16 protein-coding genes are annotated in these 16012 nt (G+C 65.5%); 10 read left to right on the forward strand and 6 right to left on the reverse strand.

Annotation, left to right across the window (positions count from 1 at the left end; genetic code table 11):
• Positions 1 to 138 precede the first annotated feature (138 nt).
• Positions 139 to 765 (forward strand): TetR/AcrR family transcriptional regulator, encoded by a 627-nt coding sequence (locus tag ACFC0O_RS12975; RefSeq protein ID WP_375956919.1) that lies wholly within the window; start codon positions 139 to 141, stop codon positions 763 to 765.
• Between the two features lie 49 nt (positions 766 to 814).
• On the opposite strand, the gene ACFC0O_RS12980 is transcribed toward ACFC0O_RS12975, so the two are convergent.
• Both ACFC0O_RS12980 and tatB read right to left on the reverse strand, forming a co-directional pair.
• Positions 815 to 2041 (reverse strand): PucR family transcriptional regulator, encoded by a 1227-nt coding sequence (locus tag ACFC0O_RS12980; RefSeq protein ID WP_375956922.1) that lies wholly within the window; start codon positions 2039 to 2041, stop codon positions 815 to 817.
• Positions 2042 to 2499: 458 nt separating this feature from the next.
• On the reverse strand, positions 2500 to 2925 hold the full coding sequence (gene tatB, locus ACFC0O_RS12985; RefSeq protein WP_375956925.1) for a Sec-independent protein translocase protein TatB: 426 nt from the start codon (positions 2923 to 2925) through the stop codon (positions 2500 to 2502).
• Positions 2926 to 3151: 226 nt separating this feature from the next.
• Here tatB and ACFC0O_RS12990 point away from each other — a divergent pair, with 226 nt between their 5' ends.
• Both ACFC0O_RS12990 and ACFC0O_RS12995 read left to right on the forward strand, forming a co-directional pair.
• Positions 3152 to 3391, forward strand: coding sequence for a hypothetical protein (locus tag ACFC0O_RS12990; protein ID WP_375956928.1), 240 nt, complete (start codon positions 3152 to 3154; stop codon positions 3389 to 3391).
• 142 nt (positions 3392 to 3533) lie between these two features.
• A complete protein-coding gene (locus tag ACFC0O_RS12995) occupies positions 3534 to 4295 on the forward strand; it encodes a TetR/AcrR family transcriptional regulator (protein WP_375956930.1) in 762 nt (253 codons plus the stop codon).
• A 19-nt stretch (positions 4296 to 4314) separates the two neighbouring features.
• Here the strand turns inward: ACFC0O_RS12995 and ACFC0O_RS13000 are convergent, their stop codons facing one another.
• Positions 4315 to 5466: an oxygenase MpaB family protein gene (locus tag ACFC0O_RS13000; RefSeq protein ID WP_375956933.1), complete on the reverse strand. Its 1152-nt coding sequence runs from the start codon at positions 5464 to 5466 to the stop codon at positions 4315 to 4317.
• 194 nt (positions 5467 to 5660) lie between these two features.
• Here ACFC0O_RS13000 and ACFC0O_RS13005 point away from each other — a divergent pair, with 194 nt between their 5' ends.
• Entirely contained in the window at positions 5661 to 7019 is a 1359-nt protein-coding gene (locus ACFC0O_RS13005; protein WP_375956935.1) for an NAD(P)/FAD-dependent oxidoreductase, read from the forward strand.
• A 231-nt stretch (positions 7020 to 7250) separates the two neighbouring features.
• Here the strand turns inward: ACFC0O_RS13005 and ACFC0O_RS13010 are convergent, their stop codons facing one another.
• The gene (locus ACFC0O_RS13010; protein ID WP_375956937.1) at positions 7251 to 7829 is read right to left on the reverse strand and encodes an SSI family serine proteinase inhibitor; all 579 of its coding nucleotides are present in this window, start codon (positions 7827 to 7829) and stop codon (positions 7251 to 7253) included.
• 164 nt (positions 7830 to 7993) lie between these two features.
• Between ACFC0O_RS13010 and ACFC0O_RS13015 the strand changes: the two genes are divergently transcribed.
• From ACFC0O_RS13015 to ACFC0O_RS13040, 6 genes are all read left to right on the forward strand, one after another.
• Positions 7994 to 8617 carry a TetR/AcrR family transcriptional regulator gene (locus ACFC0O_RS13015; RefSeq protein WP_375956940.1) on the forward strand — a complete coding sequence of 208 codons (624 nt, stop codon included), beginning with the start codon at positions 7994 to 7996 and terminating at the stop codon, positions 8615 to 8617.
• Positions 8618 to 8720: 103 nt separating this feature from the next.
• Complete coding sequence (locus tag ACFC0O_RS13020) at positions 8721 to 10562, forward strand: FAD-dependent oxidoreductase (RefSeq protein ID WP_375956943.1); 1842 nt, start codon at positions 8721 to 8723, stop codon at positions 10560 to 10562.
• 87 nt (positions 10563 to 10649) lie between these two features.
• The gene (gene tatA / locus ACFC0O_RS13025; RefSeq protein WP_375956946.1) at positions 10650 to 10913 is read left to right on the forward strand and encodes a Sec-independent protein translocase subunit TatA; all 264 of its coding nucleotides are present in this window, start codon (positions 10650 to 10652) and stop codon (positions 10911 to 10913) included.
• A 146-nt stretch (positions 10914 to 11059) separates the two neighbouring features.
• Positions 11060 to 12256 carry a hypothetical protein gene (locus tag ACFC0O_RS13030; protein ID WP_375956949.1) on the forward strand — a complete coding sequence of 399 codons (1197 nt, stop codon included), beginning with the start codon at positions 11060 to 11062 and terminating at the stop codon, positions 12254 to 12256.
• A gap of 46 nt (positions 12257 to 12302) precedes the next feature.
• Positions 12303 to 13094, forward strand: coding sequence for a murein transglycosylase (locus ACFC0O_RS13035; protein WP_375956951.1), 792 nt, complete (start codon positions 12303 to 12305; stop codon positions 13092 to 13094).
• 54 nt (positions 13095 to 13148) lie between these two features.
• A complete protein-coding gene (locus ACFC0O_RS13040) occupies positions 13149 to 13778 on the forward strand; it encodes an exonuclease domain-containing protein (RefSeq protein ID WP_375956952.1) in 630 nt (209 codons plus the stop codon).
• 72 nt (positions 13779 to 13850) lie between these two features.
• Here ACFC0O_RS13040 and ACFC0O_RS13045 read toward each other — a convergent pair whose 3' ends face one another.
• Both ACFC0O_RS13045 and ACFC0O_RS13050 read right to left on the reverse strand, forming a co-directional pair.
• Positions 13851 to 14816 carry a TauD/TfdA dioxygenase family protein gene (locus tag ACFC0O_RS13045; RefSeq protein ID WP_375956955.1) on the reverse strand — a complete coding sequence of 322 codons (966 nt, stop codon included), beginning with the start codon at positions 14814 to 14816 and terminating at the stop codon, positions 13851 to 13853.
• A 16-nt stretch (positions 14817 to 14832) separates the two neighbouring features.
• The gene (locus ACFC0O_RS13050; protein WP_375956957.1) at positions 14833 to 16011 is read right to left on the reverse strand and encodes an acyl-CoA dehydrogenase family protein; all 1179 of its coding nucleotides are present in this window, start codon (positions 16009 to 16011) and stop codon (positions 14833 to 14835) included.
• Between the last annotated feature and the right edge of the window lies 1 nt (position 16012).

Consider the following 16012-nt stretch of genomic DNA (forward strand, 5'->3'; position numbering starts at 1 on the left):
CGATGTGTCCTTCCTGACCGCACTGCCGCGCGGTGAGACGGGCAACGTACTCGAACCACTGCTCGCCGTACCGGAAACGATTGGGTAACGTGAGTTCGCGTCGTTGAATCATTGCAACGGAACGGATAACTTCGATACATGGTTGACAGCGATCCGGTCGACGAGAAGATTCTGGATGCCGCGTTGGAACGGATTCTGCTGCTCGGGGTCAGGCGGGCGAGCCTGGACGACATCGCCCGCAGGGCCGGGATGAATCGCATCACCATCTATCGACGCTTCACGACCAAGGACAATCTCGTGGAGCAGGTACTCCGGCGCGAGTTGTTGCGAGTGCTCGGCGAGGTCACCGCGGTCGGCAGGGCAGCCGTCGGTGTGGACGAGCAGATCGAAGCCACGATGTGCGCCCTGATCCGCGCGACGCTCACCCACCCCTTCGCGACCCGGCTGCTCGAAGTCGCGCCCGAGGACGCGCTGAGCTTCTACACCCTGCGCGGTGAAGAGCTCGTTCAGGCCGGGATCTTCTACATCGTCGCCTTCGCCGAACGCGGTCAGCGCGCCGGGGTTCTGGCGCCCTACGAACCGCGTCCGGTCGCGGAACTGCTTGCCCGCCTTGCCCATTCGCTACTATTGACCCCCAATGGGGGAGTGGACTTCAACGACGAGGCTCAGACTCGGCAATTCGTGCGGACCACGGTGGTGCCACTGCTGAAGTATGGAATGGGGCAGCCCGACACCGGCTTGGCAGCCAAGTCTGCGGAGTCCTAGCCGCGCGGATCCGTCTGTCTCGCAGTCGGATCCGCGTATTCGGGCGGAGTCAGACCGCGGCCCGGTTGCGGCAGTACGCGCGGACCACCAGGGCGGACTGCAGGTACCACAGACCGGTCTGGTCGGCCGGGTCGTAGCCGGTGAGCTCCTGAATCCGGTGCAGGCGATAGTCGATGGTGTTGCGGTGCAGGTGCAGCAGGCGTGCGGTGTGCTGTCGGCTGAGGTTGGTGTGGATGTGCAACAGCAACGTGTGCAGCAGGTCCGGATGCATGCTCAGTGGGTCCAGTAGCGACCCGAGCTTGTCGCGGGCGGGGCCCGGACGTGTCAGCTGATATTCGAGGGCGAGATCGCCGCTGCGATACAACCCGCCCGGATAGCGCAGCCGGATGGCGACATCGAGCAGATCGTGCGCCAGGTCGGCGGAGGCCCGGACCCCGTCACGGGTGCTGTCGAGCACGATAGCCGTGATCGGAACCTGGACCGCATGCGACAACTCGCCCACCAGTTGATCGAGCCTGTTGCTTGTCGCCTCGAGGGACGGTATCAAGATGGTGCCGCCTCGGACTCCGAGGGTCGACAGCGCTGTGGATCCGGTCCGATCGTCGAGGGCGATCTGCATCCTGCCGAGCTTTCGCTGAGCCACCAGGCTCGCGCTCGGACTACCGGATTCCTCGTCGCGATGACGTGGAATCGACACTGCCAGAACCGCATACGAGTTGGCGATGTCGACATCAGCGGGCAACGCCGCTGTGCGGCCCTCGGCCAGGGCCGAGGCCACCGTGTACAGATGAGCCGCGGGCCGCTCCGCGCCGGGGTGGATCTGTTCGACGAAGATCGAGGACATGATCGTGGTGACCACGCCGTGAATTCGGAACAGTCGTCGAGTGTGGCCGAGTAGATGCCCGGGGTCGCGCACGGTGGATCCGCCCACCAGTCGCTCGAACGCCCGGTCCGCCGCCTCCCGGATCGCCCGATGCACCGTATCGATCGAAATCCCGTGCCGGAGCCAGTTTTTCGTGCTGTTCCGCAATCGCTCGACATAGATCCCGTCATCGGTGACATCGCGCGCCGCGAACATGTCCGACATGATCTTGTCGCAGTGCCGGGCAATCGCGATCCGTGCGGAATTGTCCTCGGATGCGGTGCGCTGGGCGGTGTACGGGCGTGGTCCCGCCGGCCGCACCGGCCGGTTGTCTGCGTACTTCCCGGCTCGGGCCTCGGGGTACTGGCGGATGGGAGTCGAGAAATCGGGGCGAACGTCGGCGTTGACGTGCATGAGTGCTCCATTCCACTCGCGAATGTGCCGGGATGCCGGCGTGAATTCCAGACGGGGCCGAGCGATTCGCTCGGGGTGCACGTGAGCCGTATCGGTGGTGCGGCTACGCGTCCGTTGATACGGCCTTCGGTGCTGGCCCCCTGCCTGTTCCTGCTATGAGGTTGGCAGCTACGTTAGCCCGAATGTCACAATGCATCAACATCTGATACATCATTGACGCAATGAAGCCAATATCGATACAGTGTTACACACGATCGACGGCGTGATGCCCCGATCCGAGGCCACGCCAATGGCGATATCGCGGCGGTCGGGCGACCAATGGTGTTCGGCCGACCGCCGGTCCGATCCTTGCGTTGCCGGATGCGCACAGAATTCCTGGAAAGCGCTCGGGCGCTCGAATCCGAGAGGATTCGAGCGCCCGAGTATTCAGTTCGTAGCCTGCCGGATCATGGGCCTGTCTACGTCGCGTCGGTGTCGATTTTCGGCACCGGTGTGCCGGCCTCCGAGTCCACGACGGGCTCATTCATTATTCCGAAATTCGTCGTGGGCTCGGGCCGGTGAAAGAGTGACGTCGTGGGGGCTGATCCCGTGCTCGTAGTTTCGGCGGACAAGAGCGATTCGTCGCCGTCGAGCAGATGTTTGGTGATCAATGTCTGCGGGGTGGAACCGCGGAGTCTGTTCAACTCCGCGAGCGGCTTTCGCAACTCCTCCACCTCGGGGCCCAGCTCCTGTTTGAGCTGCTCGGCCGCACCGACAGCGTAATCGCGAACCTGCCTTACCGAGCGCAGTGTCCAGACGACCGCTCCGGGGAGTCGTTCCGGCCCGAGAATCAACAGGGCCGCCGCCAGCAAGATGATCATTTCACCCCAGCCGATACCAAACATCGTCTCAGGCTACTGAGGTCGATGACGCTGCGCGCCAGGCATATTCGTGTTTCGGACATTGCACAGTCATGGCGCCGGATTCGTCATCGCGGGGTTCGGTCGCTCTGGCTCACGCATGAATGATCGGGCGAGTTCCCTGTGCATCGTCATGAGGCTCACTTCCGCCTGGATGTGCTCCGATAGCCTTGCGGCGCAATTGATTCCGATCGCGTAGGAGTTTGTCGAAATGAGATCCACAACGAAAACCTGTATCGCGTCCGCGATTCTGGGCGGGCTGGTGCTGGCGGCGCCCATCGCCTCCGCCGACACCACCACCGCGCCGACGACGACCGGTTCGTCGTCACAGCTGTCCACATCCGGTTCGTCGACGCCCACCTCGGGGTCGGGCCCGCTCTCGTTCCTGTGTGCGTTCGCGGGCTCGGCCGCCGGGCTGACCGGATCGGGCTACTACCTGCCCAGTTGCTGACCTCACGTCGGTGAACATGGTCGTCACCCGTCCGGGGTCGGGTGACGACAGCACTTGCGTCCCCGGGACATTCCAACGACGCATCCCGGCGGAGAGCGCCGTGGTCGTTGATTCAATGCAACGAGTCGGATAACTTCGCTGCGTGACCGATCGTGACCCTACCGACGAAAAAATTCTCGACGCGGCGCTGGCACGGATCCTGCAGGTGGGGATCCGGCGGTCGACGCTCGATGACATCGCGCGCCGCGCGGGCATGAATCGGGTCACGATCTATCGCCGGTTCACCACCAAGGAGAACGTGGTGGAGGCGGTGATGGCGCGAGAACTCCAGCGCGCGCTCGCCGACATCACCGCCGCCGGGTCCGCGGTCAGCGGCGTCGAAGCGCAGATCGAAGAGACCATGGTGGAGTTGATCCGCCAGATCCGGACCCACCCTATGGTCACCCAGTTGATCCACGTGGACACCGACGACGCGCTGACGTTCTATACCGTGCGGGCCCGCCAACTGGTCGAGGCGGGTATCACCTACATCATCGCCTACTCCGAATATGGTCAGGCGCAGGGGACTTTGCAGCCCTACGACGCGCGCCCGGTCGCGGAACTATTGGCGCGCATGGCGCATTCGATTCTGCTGACACCGGTCGGCGGAGTGGACTTCGATGACGAGCAGCAGACCCGCGCCTTCGTTCGGGCCGCCGTGGTGCCGTTGCTCATTCGCGGCATCGGTGCCGAGCCGGTCGCGACCCCGCGCAAGCGCGCGGCCCCCGCGCCTCGCACGACCCCGGCGGCGAAGCGGGCGAGCGCGAAGTCGACCGCGGCGGCGAAAAAGCCCGCCCCCGCGAAGAAGACGGCTGTCGCAAAGAAGACATCGGCGACGAAGAAGTCCGTCCCTCGGAAGAAGTGACGTCTTCCCTACGACCTGGTCACGCCGCGTGATGCAGGTGGTGCGCGGTCGCACCGACGTTCGGGACAGCGGACCCGATCAGCCGCGCGAGGAACGCCTCCTGTTCGCGGCGACCGCGCGCGGCAGCGCGTGTGAGACCGCCCGGGAGCAGGCGTCCGCGCAGCACCCGCAGCAGATTGATCGGTATGCGCAGCAGGGGATACCACGGCAGTGCGTAGCTCAGGCCGAGCGCGTGCATCGCCTTCGGACCCAGAAATGCACTGGCCATCGAAAGGTGTTGAGCGCGTGCGATTTCGCGTCGGACAGCGGCGAAACGCGGGTACTGCCACGTGAGCGGATCGTCGGCCATCGGTCGGGCCAATCGCACGGTTGTGTCGTCCGGATCGGTGATGGCCGACAAACAGTGGTACAGGATGCGGATGGCATCGCGGAAACCGTGTGGCAGCCACTGATTCTCGACGCCCAGCAGCCACCCCACATACTTCGTCAGATGCGCGGCGTCATCGAGTTCGCGAGGTATCGGCACGATGCCCAGGGCGGGTGCGGCCGCGAACGGTGACATCAGCGCACCCACCAGCGTTGCGGCCATATCGGTTTGGTTGATCGGCACGCCCCACGCGGCGGTATCCCAATCGGACATGGCACCGACGTGGCGGCGCACGAGCGCGTGAATCAACCGCACGTGCAGCGTTGAACGGTAGCCCGGCCCGAAGTCGTCCATACCCCCCTCGGCGGTGACATCGAGTGCCCACTGCAGTGTTTCGGCGAACCGCGCCGATGGCCCTTTCTCCAAGGCACCGGTTCGGATCAGAGTCTTGTTGAACCCGGAGGCCAGATAGCCGCCCAGGAATGCGACATCACGCGCGATGTAGACGCCGTCGGCGCCGCCGGTCCGGAAAACCCGGGCGCCACGCGCGACCTTGGCCCGATCCAGCCACTCCGGCGGATTCTCTAAGTGGGCGAAGAACTCTCGCAGCGGCTCGGGCGCCCGGGCCACGGTGTCGATTCCATCGCGGACCGCGCACTCGAACATCAGGCGAGTCTCGGCGAAGCCTTCGGAGAACATCCAGTCCACGAGGGCGTCCATCCGCTCGTCACCGGCAAGGAGCGATTCGCCGAGTACGCGCCACTGATCGGCCGTCGGTTTGCCCACGCCCAGCAGCCACGCCATCGGCCCGAGCCCGGGAACGGCCCGCGGACGCTCTGGATGTCGCTGTGGTACTACGCAACTCATGCTGGTCGTCCTTCGTGCGGGTTACATCGATGAGGCTCGTTGTCGATGACGTCGACAGCCGATCGTGACACAATGTATCGCTAAAAGGTGCTTAGTTACACCGATTCGGCGTTGAATCCCGGAGGGTCACCATGGTCACCGAACAGGCCGATGTGGTCGTAGTCGGAACCCGTTGTGCGGGAACAGCGGCCGCCATCGCCCTTGCCGGAGCCGGGCGCAGCGTCATCGGGTTGGACAGTTCGGCGTTCCCCTCGGACACCTTGTCGACCCATCTGCTCTGGCCCTCGGGCGTGTTCGAACTCGCCGAGCTCGGGGCGCTGCCGCGTGTGCTTGCCCTGGGCGCCCCACCATTGACAACCGGCCTCGCCGATGGCGCGGGATTCACGGTCCGCGCACCGTTCGGGCGCTACGGCACGATCGGGTACTCGATGTGCGTGCGCCGGGCCGGCCTCGATGCAGCCTTGGTCGACACTGCCCGCGCGGGCGGGGCGCAGATTCGGGAACGCTCACGAGTGGTCGCTCTGGTCTGGGCGGGACGACGCGTTGTCGGTGTGCGGTACCTCGACCGGAACGGGAACGAGCGGCGGATCGATGCCCGGCTGGTCATCGGCGCGGACGGTCGGCGCAGCACGGTCGCGCGCCTGGTGGGCGCGCACGCTCCCTACCGGATCGAGCCCAGCGGCCGGTCATGCGTGTTCGCGTACTGGCACGACACTTCACTCGAATGGAGATCGGTTGCGGCGCAATGGCGTTCCGGCGACCTGCTGGGCACCGCCTTTCCCTGTGATGGCGGTCTGCTGCTGTGCCTGATCCAGCCGCCACGCGACCGAGCCGTACGGGTGGCAGGACAGATCGAGCGACAGTATCGCCGAATGATCGCCGAACTCCCGGGATTGTCGGATCGTCTCGATGGGTGCACGCTTCGGACCCGGGTGCGCTCGGCGGTGGACTTGGAGTCCTACTTCCGGCGTTCGGGCGGCCCGGGATGGGCGCTGCCCGGGGACTCCGGACATTTCAAGGATCCGGTGACCGCACAGGGAATCAGGGACGCGCTGCGCTACGGGCGGCTGCTCGGTGAATCGGTCGCGCGGGTGCTCGACGATCCACAGGCACTGGATCGTCAGGTGTCCGACTGGGAGATGCGGCGCGAGGCCGAATGCCTCGAGATGTACCAGTACACCAATCGATTGGCGCGAGGGGAGGAGATGACCCCGATCGAGGTCGAGTTGTACCGCGCGGGCGTCGCCGATCCCGCACTGGGCGCGGCGATGATGGAAGTCGTGAGCCGGATTCGGGAGCCACGGCACCTGATGCGTTCCGGACGAAAACTGGCGATCGCCGCCGGCGCGCTCGCACGCGCCGGTGACCGCGGCGCCGCATGGCGAGCGATCGTCCGTGACGCGCACGATGAAATCAGCGAGCGTGCACAACGATCGATGGCTCGCCCGAACGCGGCGCGGCACGCCCGCGGATGGGTGGGGCAGGGCTGATGATGACACCGCTGCCCCGTGCGGCTCGCTCGGCGGACCCGGCCGGGGGTAGTGGTTGATGGATGCCGCCGAGCGAGCGATGGGCCGGGCTCGTCGACCCGACTCCCGAGTGATGGTAGGGCGACCGGTGAACTGATCGAGGAACCGCTGTGCGGCTCTGGATAGTTACCGACTCAGCCCAGCCGCGGGTGCGGCTCGGTCACAGTATTCGAACTCGAGTTCCTACGCCGATCAGAATCTGTAGACGTACTTGCTCGCGTGATCGGCGATACACCGGTTGGGGAAGCTGTGCTTGAACGACAGTTGGGCTCCCTGCCAGAACCCCTGGGCCACAATCGTCACCGGCCGCCAGATGTTCGGGCAGATCCCCGGGGTGCCGGTGAGCTTGTCGAAATTGCCGTTCACCGCGTTCAATTCGTCGCACGTGCTTTTCGCGTCGGGATGGGTGCCGTCGATCTTCGGTGAGCACATCAGGGTCGCGAACCGAAATTCCGGTGGTGAGCCCGCCTCGACAGCGGTGAGGGTCACCGCCGATACGATCACCGCGGGTCCCGGATCAGGTGTGATCGCCGGAGTTGTCGGCAGCACGGTGACCGGTGGCGCCGAAGTGGTCGGCGGTGCCGAGTCGGTGGTCGTCGGTACCGGGCTCGGCGTGACCGACGAGGGGCCCGGCACGGTGGTAGTCGGCGGTGCGACGGTGGTGCTCGACGGTGGCGTCGTCGTCGGATCCGCGTGTGCGTATGTTGTTCCGGCCCAGCATGGTCCGATGAGGACGGCCGCTCCGGCGATTCGCGTTGCTCGTGAAGTCATGATTGCCTTCCCGTCCCGGCCGGGGTAGTCGCAGGCTAGCGAAATGACCGCCGGCCGCTCGTGCACGACGGCGCGGTCTGGACTCCGAACAGCGTGAGCGGCGATTCTCTCGTCAATCGTCCAGCCTCGGTCGAGCTCGAGCGCGAGTAGGGGAGTTTCGGTGCATGCCAGACCGAAACCCGTTGGAGGACAGGATCCTCGACGCCGCGCTGGAGCGCATTCTGCTTGTGGGAATCCGGCGCGCGAGCCTCGATGACATCGCCCGTCACGCGCGGGTCAACCGCATCACCATCTATCGCCATTTCGCCACCAAGGAGAACCTGGTCGATACGGTGCTGGCGCGAGAAGCCGAGCGTGCCTTGGTATCCGCGACCGAAGTGGGTATCGCGACAGTGGGCTTGGAGACGCGAATCGAGCAGATGATGCTCACCCTGTTCGAGGTCGTACGAAGCCACCCGATCATCACCCGGTTGGCCGCCGCCGAGCCCGAAGACGCCCTCGCCTTCTATACGGTGCGCGGGCAGCAGCTCGTCCGTACCGCAATCAGCTATGTCCTGCGATTCGTCGAGCGGGGTCAGGAACTCGAGTGTCTGAACCGCTACGATCCCGCGCCGGTCGCGGAACTGATTGCGCGACTCACTCATTCGCTGCTGTTGACCCCGTCCGGCGGAGTCGACTTCGACGATGTCGAACAGGCGCGGTGTTTCGTGCGCCGGACCATCGTGCCTTTGCTGGTACGCGGCATCGGAACCGGCGATATGACCCACTCCGCACCGTGTGAGCGCTGAATCAGCGGTTTTGTGGAATCCGATAGGGGAGCGCTGTGGAGCGGCTGTGAACAAGCATCAAAGATTAATTCGCTGTTGACCCAATGTAACGGATCTCGATACGTTGCTTCACGACCTGATCGGAGGCCTGAAACCCGATGAGGACTGTGATCCAATGACTGAATCCGATGTCTCCCGGCGTAGTTTCGTCAAGGGCGCGGCAGCCGGTTCGATTGCACTCGCGGCAGCCAGTGCCACCAGTGCCGGATTGGTTGGACTTACCACCGCCGACGCGGCACCGGCCAAGAACAAAGTCGCCATCCTCGGCGGCGGTATCGCTGGCCTGACCGCGGCGCACGAGCTCGTCGAGCGTGGCTTCGATGTCACCATCTACGAGCGGCGGGCGTGGGGCGGTAAAGCCCGCAGCATCGAAACGCCCATTCCCCCGACCGGTGGTCGCAAGCCACTGCCGGGTGAGCACGGCTTCCGGTTCTTTCCTGGTTTCTACCAGGCGATTCCGGACACCATGAAGCGTATTCCCTTCCCGGGCAACGCCAATGGTGTGGCCGACAACCTGGTGGCGGCGCTGACCGCCACCGCGGAACAGACCACCGGCGCGCCGATCACCCTGCCCTTCGCGATCAACAACGACGCGATCGGCTTGGCCGCCAACCCGCTCAAGGTCATCAACACCTTGCTCGGCGGCATGACCTGGATCCCGAAGATCCCGGTGCCCGACATGCTCAAGCTGGCTCAGCGCCTGCTCGTATTCTTCACCAGCTGCGACGCCCGCCGGTTGGACCAGTGGGAGCACACGTCCTTCAAGGACTTCGTGAAGATGGACGGCAAGAACGCCAACTACGAGCTGATCATCTCCACGGTCACCCGCACGCTGGTCGCGGCCAAGGAGGACAAGGCCAGTGCTCGCACCATCTGCAACATGGGCGAGGCATTCCTGCTCAACATCATCAACCGAGGCAATAGCGGGCGCTTCCCCGACCAGGTGCTCAACGGTCCGACCTCCGATGTGTGGATCACTCCGTGGCTGAACTACCTGCAGGGCAAGGGCGTCAAGTTCCAGCTCGGTGCCGAACTGCAGTCACTGTCGGTCGCCAACGGCCAGATCTCGGGGGCGGTGATCAAGGACGCGTCCGGTGCCACCGGCACCGTGCAGGCCGACTGGTACGTCCACGCGCTGGCGCCGGAACAGGCGGTGAAGTACTTCAACAACGACATCCTCAACCTGGATCCGAACCTGGCGAAGGTCCAGAAGATCTTCGTCGACTGGATGACCGGCATCCAGTTCTTCCTCAACACCGATAAGCCCATCGCGGCCGGCCACATCGGCTTCATCCAGTCGCCGTGGCGGTTGACCGGCATCGAACAGAACCAGTTCTGGAAGAACAAGGTTGCCACCACCTACGGCGACGGGAATGTGAAAGACATTCTGTCCGTGGATATCTCGGACTGGGACACCCCCGGTGTCCTGGTCAAGAAGACGGCTAAGAAGTGCAGCCCCGACGAGATCGCCAAGGAGGTCTGGCATCAGATCACGATGACCCAGGGCAACGTGCCGACCCTGGGCAACACCATCGGCGACAAGAACCTGGTGGCCTGGTATCTCGATCCGGCCATCCGCTGGGACGCCAGTGCCGGGGTCAACACCAACGACGATCCGCTGATGATCAACACCGCCGGTTCGTGGGACAACCGCCCCGTGGCCAAGACCGCCATCCCGAACTTCTTCCTGGCCGGTGACTACCTGCGCAACAACATCGACCTGGCGACGATGGAGGGCGCCAACGAAGGCGGCCGAAACGCCGCCAACGCCATCCTCGACGCCTCGGGCTCCGATGCGACCAAGGCCACGCTGTGGCCGCACCAGACCATCAAGGAGTTCGACGGCGCCCGAGCGCTGGACGCGGTCCGCTACAAGGCGGGCATGCGGAACATCCTCGACGTCTGATACCGACCGGCGGCCCGGCCGATCGTGTGCCGGGTCGCCGACTCGATCGGCGGTCACCCGAAGAGGACCAATCACCAAAGGACAGACATGGGAACACTCAGCCCCACCCACTGGTTCGTCATCGCGATGCTGTTCATCGTGCTCTTCGGAGCGAAGCGGCTGCCCGATGCCGCCCGCAGCATGGGCCGGTCGCTACGGATCCTCAAGAGCGAGATGCACGAGATGAATGCCGAAGGCGAGCAAGCACATTCGGCTGCGGAGCCGGTGTCGCATCCGTCCCCGGCGCAGATCGCGCAGCCTGATCCCACCGTTGGATCGGCGACAGAATTGCGGCAATCGCGGGCGTCCTGAGCTGAACCGCGGATTATCCGCACCCCATCGACACCACTCCGGCCGCCCGTCGCCTATGCCGCGACGGCGGCCGCGTGTGCGCCGGAGCGAGGCCACAACAGAACGAAATCCCAATAGTAGGAGGACAAGTCGCAGTGGAAGGCCACATGGACAGACGTGAACAGCAACCCGATATCCCGCGTGAGCCCCTCGGGACCGGGGACCCGGACAAGACCGAGGTGCTCCAGATCGCCTCGGACCGTGACCCTTTCGATGACGAGGTACTCGCGGTTGACGACGTCACCGACGACGACCTGCGCCGCAGGCCCGCGTGGTCTCCCACGCGGCTGTGGGATTCGCTGTTGTGGCGACTCGACGATTCACCGAGTTGGCAGCGCTTCGGTAATTTCGCCGGAGCGACGAACCTCCGCCGCAATGTCCCGCGGGTGGCGGCCGGTGCGGCCGTGCTGAGCCTCGTTGTCGGAGTTGTGGCAGCCGCCGAATCCCGGGACACCGACCAGCAAAGTGCGAAATCCGTTGCGACCGAAGCCTCTCTCACGCCGGACCCGCTGAACTCGGGCGATCCGATGACGACCCAGCCGGGGACGACCGACCCCCTCGCCGGAGCGACCGAGAACTCGGGGATTCCCAGCGATGTGCCGGTCCCGGCCGACGCCTCGGTGTCCGATACCGTCCCCGACACCGCGATCGCCACCGCCGGTCCCATCGCCGCGGACTCACCGGTCACCGTCGATACCACCCCGCCAGTCGCTACCGAGACCACGACACCGGACACGACGACCACACCCGACACGACAACCGCCGAACCCGGCACGACGACGGATACCCCGGCCGCGACCCCCGCGCCGGTGTTCTCCCTCACGATGACCGCGAGTGCGAGTGCGACCGTGTCCGTGGGTCCGATGCCCGGTCCGGGACAGACTGTCACACAGCCGATTACGCCGACCCGTGATCCGGCTGTCGACCCGACGACCATTACCGTCACGGTCGTTCCCACCACCGTGCCGCCGACGACCGTACCGTCGACGACAACGCCGCCGACCACGACTGTGCCACCACGCACGACCGTGCCGCCGACCACGACCGTGCCGCGGACCACCGTGCCCCCGACCACCACCGTGCCTCGATGCAGCCCGACCGCGGTGCCGTCCACCACCACTACGCCGCCGTCCACCACGCTGCCGTCGACGACTCCGACGCTCGCGCACCCACCCACCACAACGCCTTCGCGCACCTCGTCACCATCGACGTCGAAGCCGTCGGCGACGACAACGCCCACGTCGCCCCCACCGTCCTCGGCCAAGCCTTCGACCGCGCCCACGACAACCCGTGCGTGCAGTTGAATCCGATGAGTGGGACGGCGTCCGTTGTGGCCCATTGCGAGGACGAATGAGCAGATCACAGATCCCCACCACCGGTCGCGGCTCAGCCGTGATCGTGGCCGGATTGGTTGTGCTGCTGTCGGCGGTCGGGATGACAACCGCCGGATACGACAGCCAGGCACCCGTACCCGCCGTTCCTGGGTCCGGGGGGCAGGTTCCGGCCATCCGACTCGACGCGGTGGAGGGCAAACTGGATCAGCTGGGCGAATGGGCACGCACGCGGTCGGCGAAACACGGCATTCCCGCCCGCGCACTCGAGGCCTACGGATACGCGACGGTGGTCATGGCGAAAGCCCAGCCCAACTGTCACCTCGGATGGACGACCCTGGCGGGCATCGCCCACGTGGAAAGCAACCATGCCCGGTTCGGTGGTGCCACCATCACCACCAACGGGCTTGTCCAGCCGCCGATCCGAGGTGTAGCCCTCAACGGCACGGCCGGGAACGCCACCATTCTCGACCCTGCCGCGACCGCCGACGCGGGCCATATCGTCTATGCCCGCGCCATGGGCCCCTTCCAGTTCATACCCGACACCTGGAAACGCTGGGGCGCCCGCGCATCAGCCGACTACCAAACCCTCGCGAAGGTGCTCGAGGGTGCTGAACCCGTTGCCACGAAAGAGCTTTCGGGAAGTCCGGACAATATCGACGATGCGGCGCTGGCCGCCGGTCGATACCTGTGTGCCTCCGGCGGCGATCTGTCCACGCCGGTCGGATGGCGACGGGCGATCTTCTCCTACAACCACTCCGCGGCGTACGTCAGCCAGGTCCGCGCCGCCGCGCTCGGTTACGACTCGTGACGGTCTTCTCCGGGATTGGCTGCGCTATCGCATACTTTGCTGAGGAGGGTCCTTGTGACACCGGGCTACACACAGGTCCCCTCCACGCTGCGCGGCAGGGGCATCACGGTACTGGATGTGGAAGGCAACGGCCGAGTACCGCCCGAGATCGTCGAGATCGCGATGCTGCCGGTGGTCGGCACGGCGGTCAGCCCAGCCGAATTGCACTCCTGGCTTGTACGTCCGCGAAAGTCGATCACCCCGCACATCTCACGCAAGGCCCACGGTGTCAGCAACGAGGACGTTGCGGGCTGCCCGCGATGGTCGGACGTCGGACCGAAAGTCGGCCGCCTCACGTTCGGTCGAGTCCTTGTGGTGCACAACGAGGGCATCGAGCGAAAGGTGCTCGCGGCGCACCTGATCGAGTGGAACCCGCTCCTGGTGCTCGATACCATGCGTTTGGCCGAGGCAGTGTGGCCCGGGATCAGGAGCTACACACTCACAAGTCTGGTCAAGTATGCCGAGATCGACACCTCCCCACTCGAAGGCATGCACCACCATCGCGCCGCGCACGACGCGTGGGCGGTGTGGCTTCTGCTGTGCACACTCGTCCGCGCGGCTGAATTGGATTGGGCCGCAATCGTTCACACGGCCGGACTGCCTGAATTCGCCTGGCCGGAGGAACCCGAGGCCGGGCGGTGGTGACCGCCCACAGCGACGGAGGGTGAACCTTCTCGCGTGAACCTCGGTAACCGCGCCGCCGCGGTCCACGCGCCATCAGGCCGCGAAGAACGTCAGGCGTGGTGAGTCGACGATGGCGCTGTAGTGGGAGGCATCACCCAGGAGGACCTCGCTATGGGCTCCGGTGATGCCCACGGGGACGTCACCGGCGAGGGTGATGCGGTGTAGCTTGCGCTCTTGGTCGCCGAAGTCGGCGATTCCGTAGTGTTGCGTGGCGCGGTTGTCCCAGATCGCGACGTCGCCCAGGTGCCAGTTCCAGCGGAAAGTGTTCTCCAGTTTGGTGATTCGTGCCTGAAGCAGTTGGTAGAGGGAGTGGAATTCGGGGGTGGTCAGGCCGCGGAAGCTCTTGGCGAAATGGCCGAGGAGCAGCGAGCGTTCGCCGGTTTCGGGGTGTACGCGGACCACGGGGTGCAGGGTTTGGTATTCGGTGCTGGTGAATTCCTCGTACTGTTTGCCGACGTTGGACTGGCCGGTCTGGCCGACGTAGTCGTAGAGGTTGCTGTGTGTGGCCCAGAGTTGGTCGGTGAGTGCGCGTAGCGCGGGTGGTAGTTGTTCGTAGGCGGCGACCGTGGATGCCCAGGTGGTCGCGCCGCCGTAGCTGGGGAGGATGACCGCGCGCAGGATCGAGACCTTGGGGATGCGGTCGATGAAGGTGACGTCGGTGTGCCAGCTGTTGGCGGCTCCGTCGATGGTGAGCAGTCGGGTGCCGAGCGAGGTCAGGGTGGGATGCGGTTCGGTTGGGGTGCCGAGCAATTCGGCGAACTCGTACTGCGATTCATCGCTGAGCTGGTGTTGGCCGGTGAAGACGACCACCTTGTTGATCGCCAAGGCCAGCCGGATTGCTTCGACCTGCTCGCCGGGAAGGTCGCCGCCGAGCCGAACCCCGCCGACGCGTGCGCCGATGTGCTCGCCGAGCCGCTCGACCGTGATTCCGGCGCGCTGGAAGATCGCGGCAGCCTCGGACTCGCGATCCGATCGATTGCCGATGTGTGCCAATGTCATTGTCCGAACTCCTTTTTCACTCGCCGAGCAGGAAATTGCCGATATACTCGCGGACGCTGTCGCTGCTGGGCGGATGGAAACTGCCCGCCCGGACATCGCGGTACAGGCGCTCCAGTTCGTTGCGGCGGTGGATCGAACCGCCGCCACCGATCTCGAGCGCGAGATCCACGACATGGCGTGCAGTCCGGGTGCCGTTCTCCTTCACCGCGAACAACGCCAGCAGCAGCCGGTCGCCGAGATCATCACCGCGAGCGAGCACTTCGGTGATGTGATCGAGGTGGGCGGTCGCCGCCTCCAGGGCCAATTCGGCTTCGGCCGCGTGGTACTGCACGAACGGCTTGCCCGCGACCGGTTTCCCGCCCAGGCTCAGCACATTCCGGGTGCGCGCCGACTCGAGCGCGACATCGACTGCGCGGCGGCCGATTCCGAGGTAGACGTTGACCAGTGCGGGGATCGCCCAGGGCAGGATCGCGGAGATGAACGGTCCCGGGTTCGCGCCGCGCTCATAACTGTCGACCACATGTTCCTGTGCGAGAAATACATCGGTGAGCACCGTGTCGTGACTGGCCGTTGCCCGTACGCCCAGGGTGTCCCAGGTTTCCACCGTGCGCACGCCTTCACTGGTGCGCGGCACGAACGCGTGCAGGATGCGCGGATGCTCGGGGTCGCTGTCGTCGCGGGCGTGGATGCCCAGCCAGTCCCAGGCGGGGGAGAGCGAGGTGAAGATCTTGTGCCCGTTGACCAGGTAGCCGCCCTCGACCGGCACGGCGCTGGTGGTGGAATCGTCGATGGCCAGGTCGTTTCCGCGCTCACCGTGCCCGGACGCGATGACCTTGCCCGCCACGACCTCTCGCGCGAGCCAGTCGAGCGAGGCGTCATCGGCGGCAATCCGGTCGGCGAGCGGGCCGGTCCAGTACAGGTGCATGTTCACGCCGAGCGCGGTGGCCGGTGCCCAGTACGCGAGGGCGCGTTGGGCACGGTTGAATTCGGTGAGCGTCCACCCGAGGCCGCCGTGGCTGACCGGGATCGCCGCGCGCAGGTAGCCGATGTCGCGGAGCTCGTCGAGATCCTCGGCGAAGAAACGATTGTCGCGATCGTATTCGGGGGCGCGCCCGTGAAACCGGTGCAGCAGGGATTCGGGCAGGACGCCGGGCGTCAGTGCCTCGGCGACCGGTGCTACGGCGAGATCTGTCATG

The organism is Nocardia sp. NPDC056100, assembly GCF_042266325.1.
Classification (GTDB): domain Bacteria; phylum Actinomycetota; class Actinomycetes; order Mycobacteriales; family Mycobacteriaceae; genus Nocardia.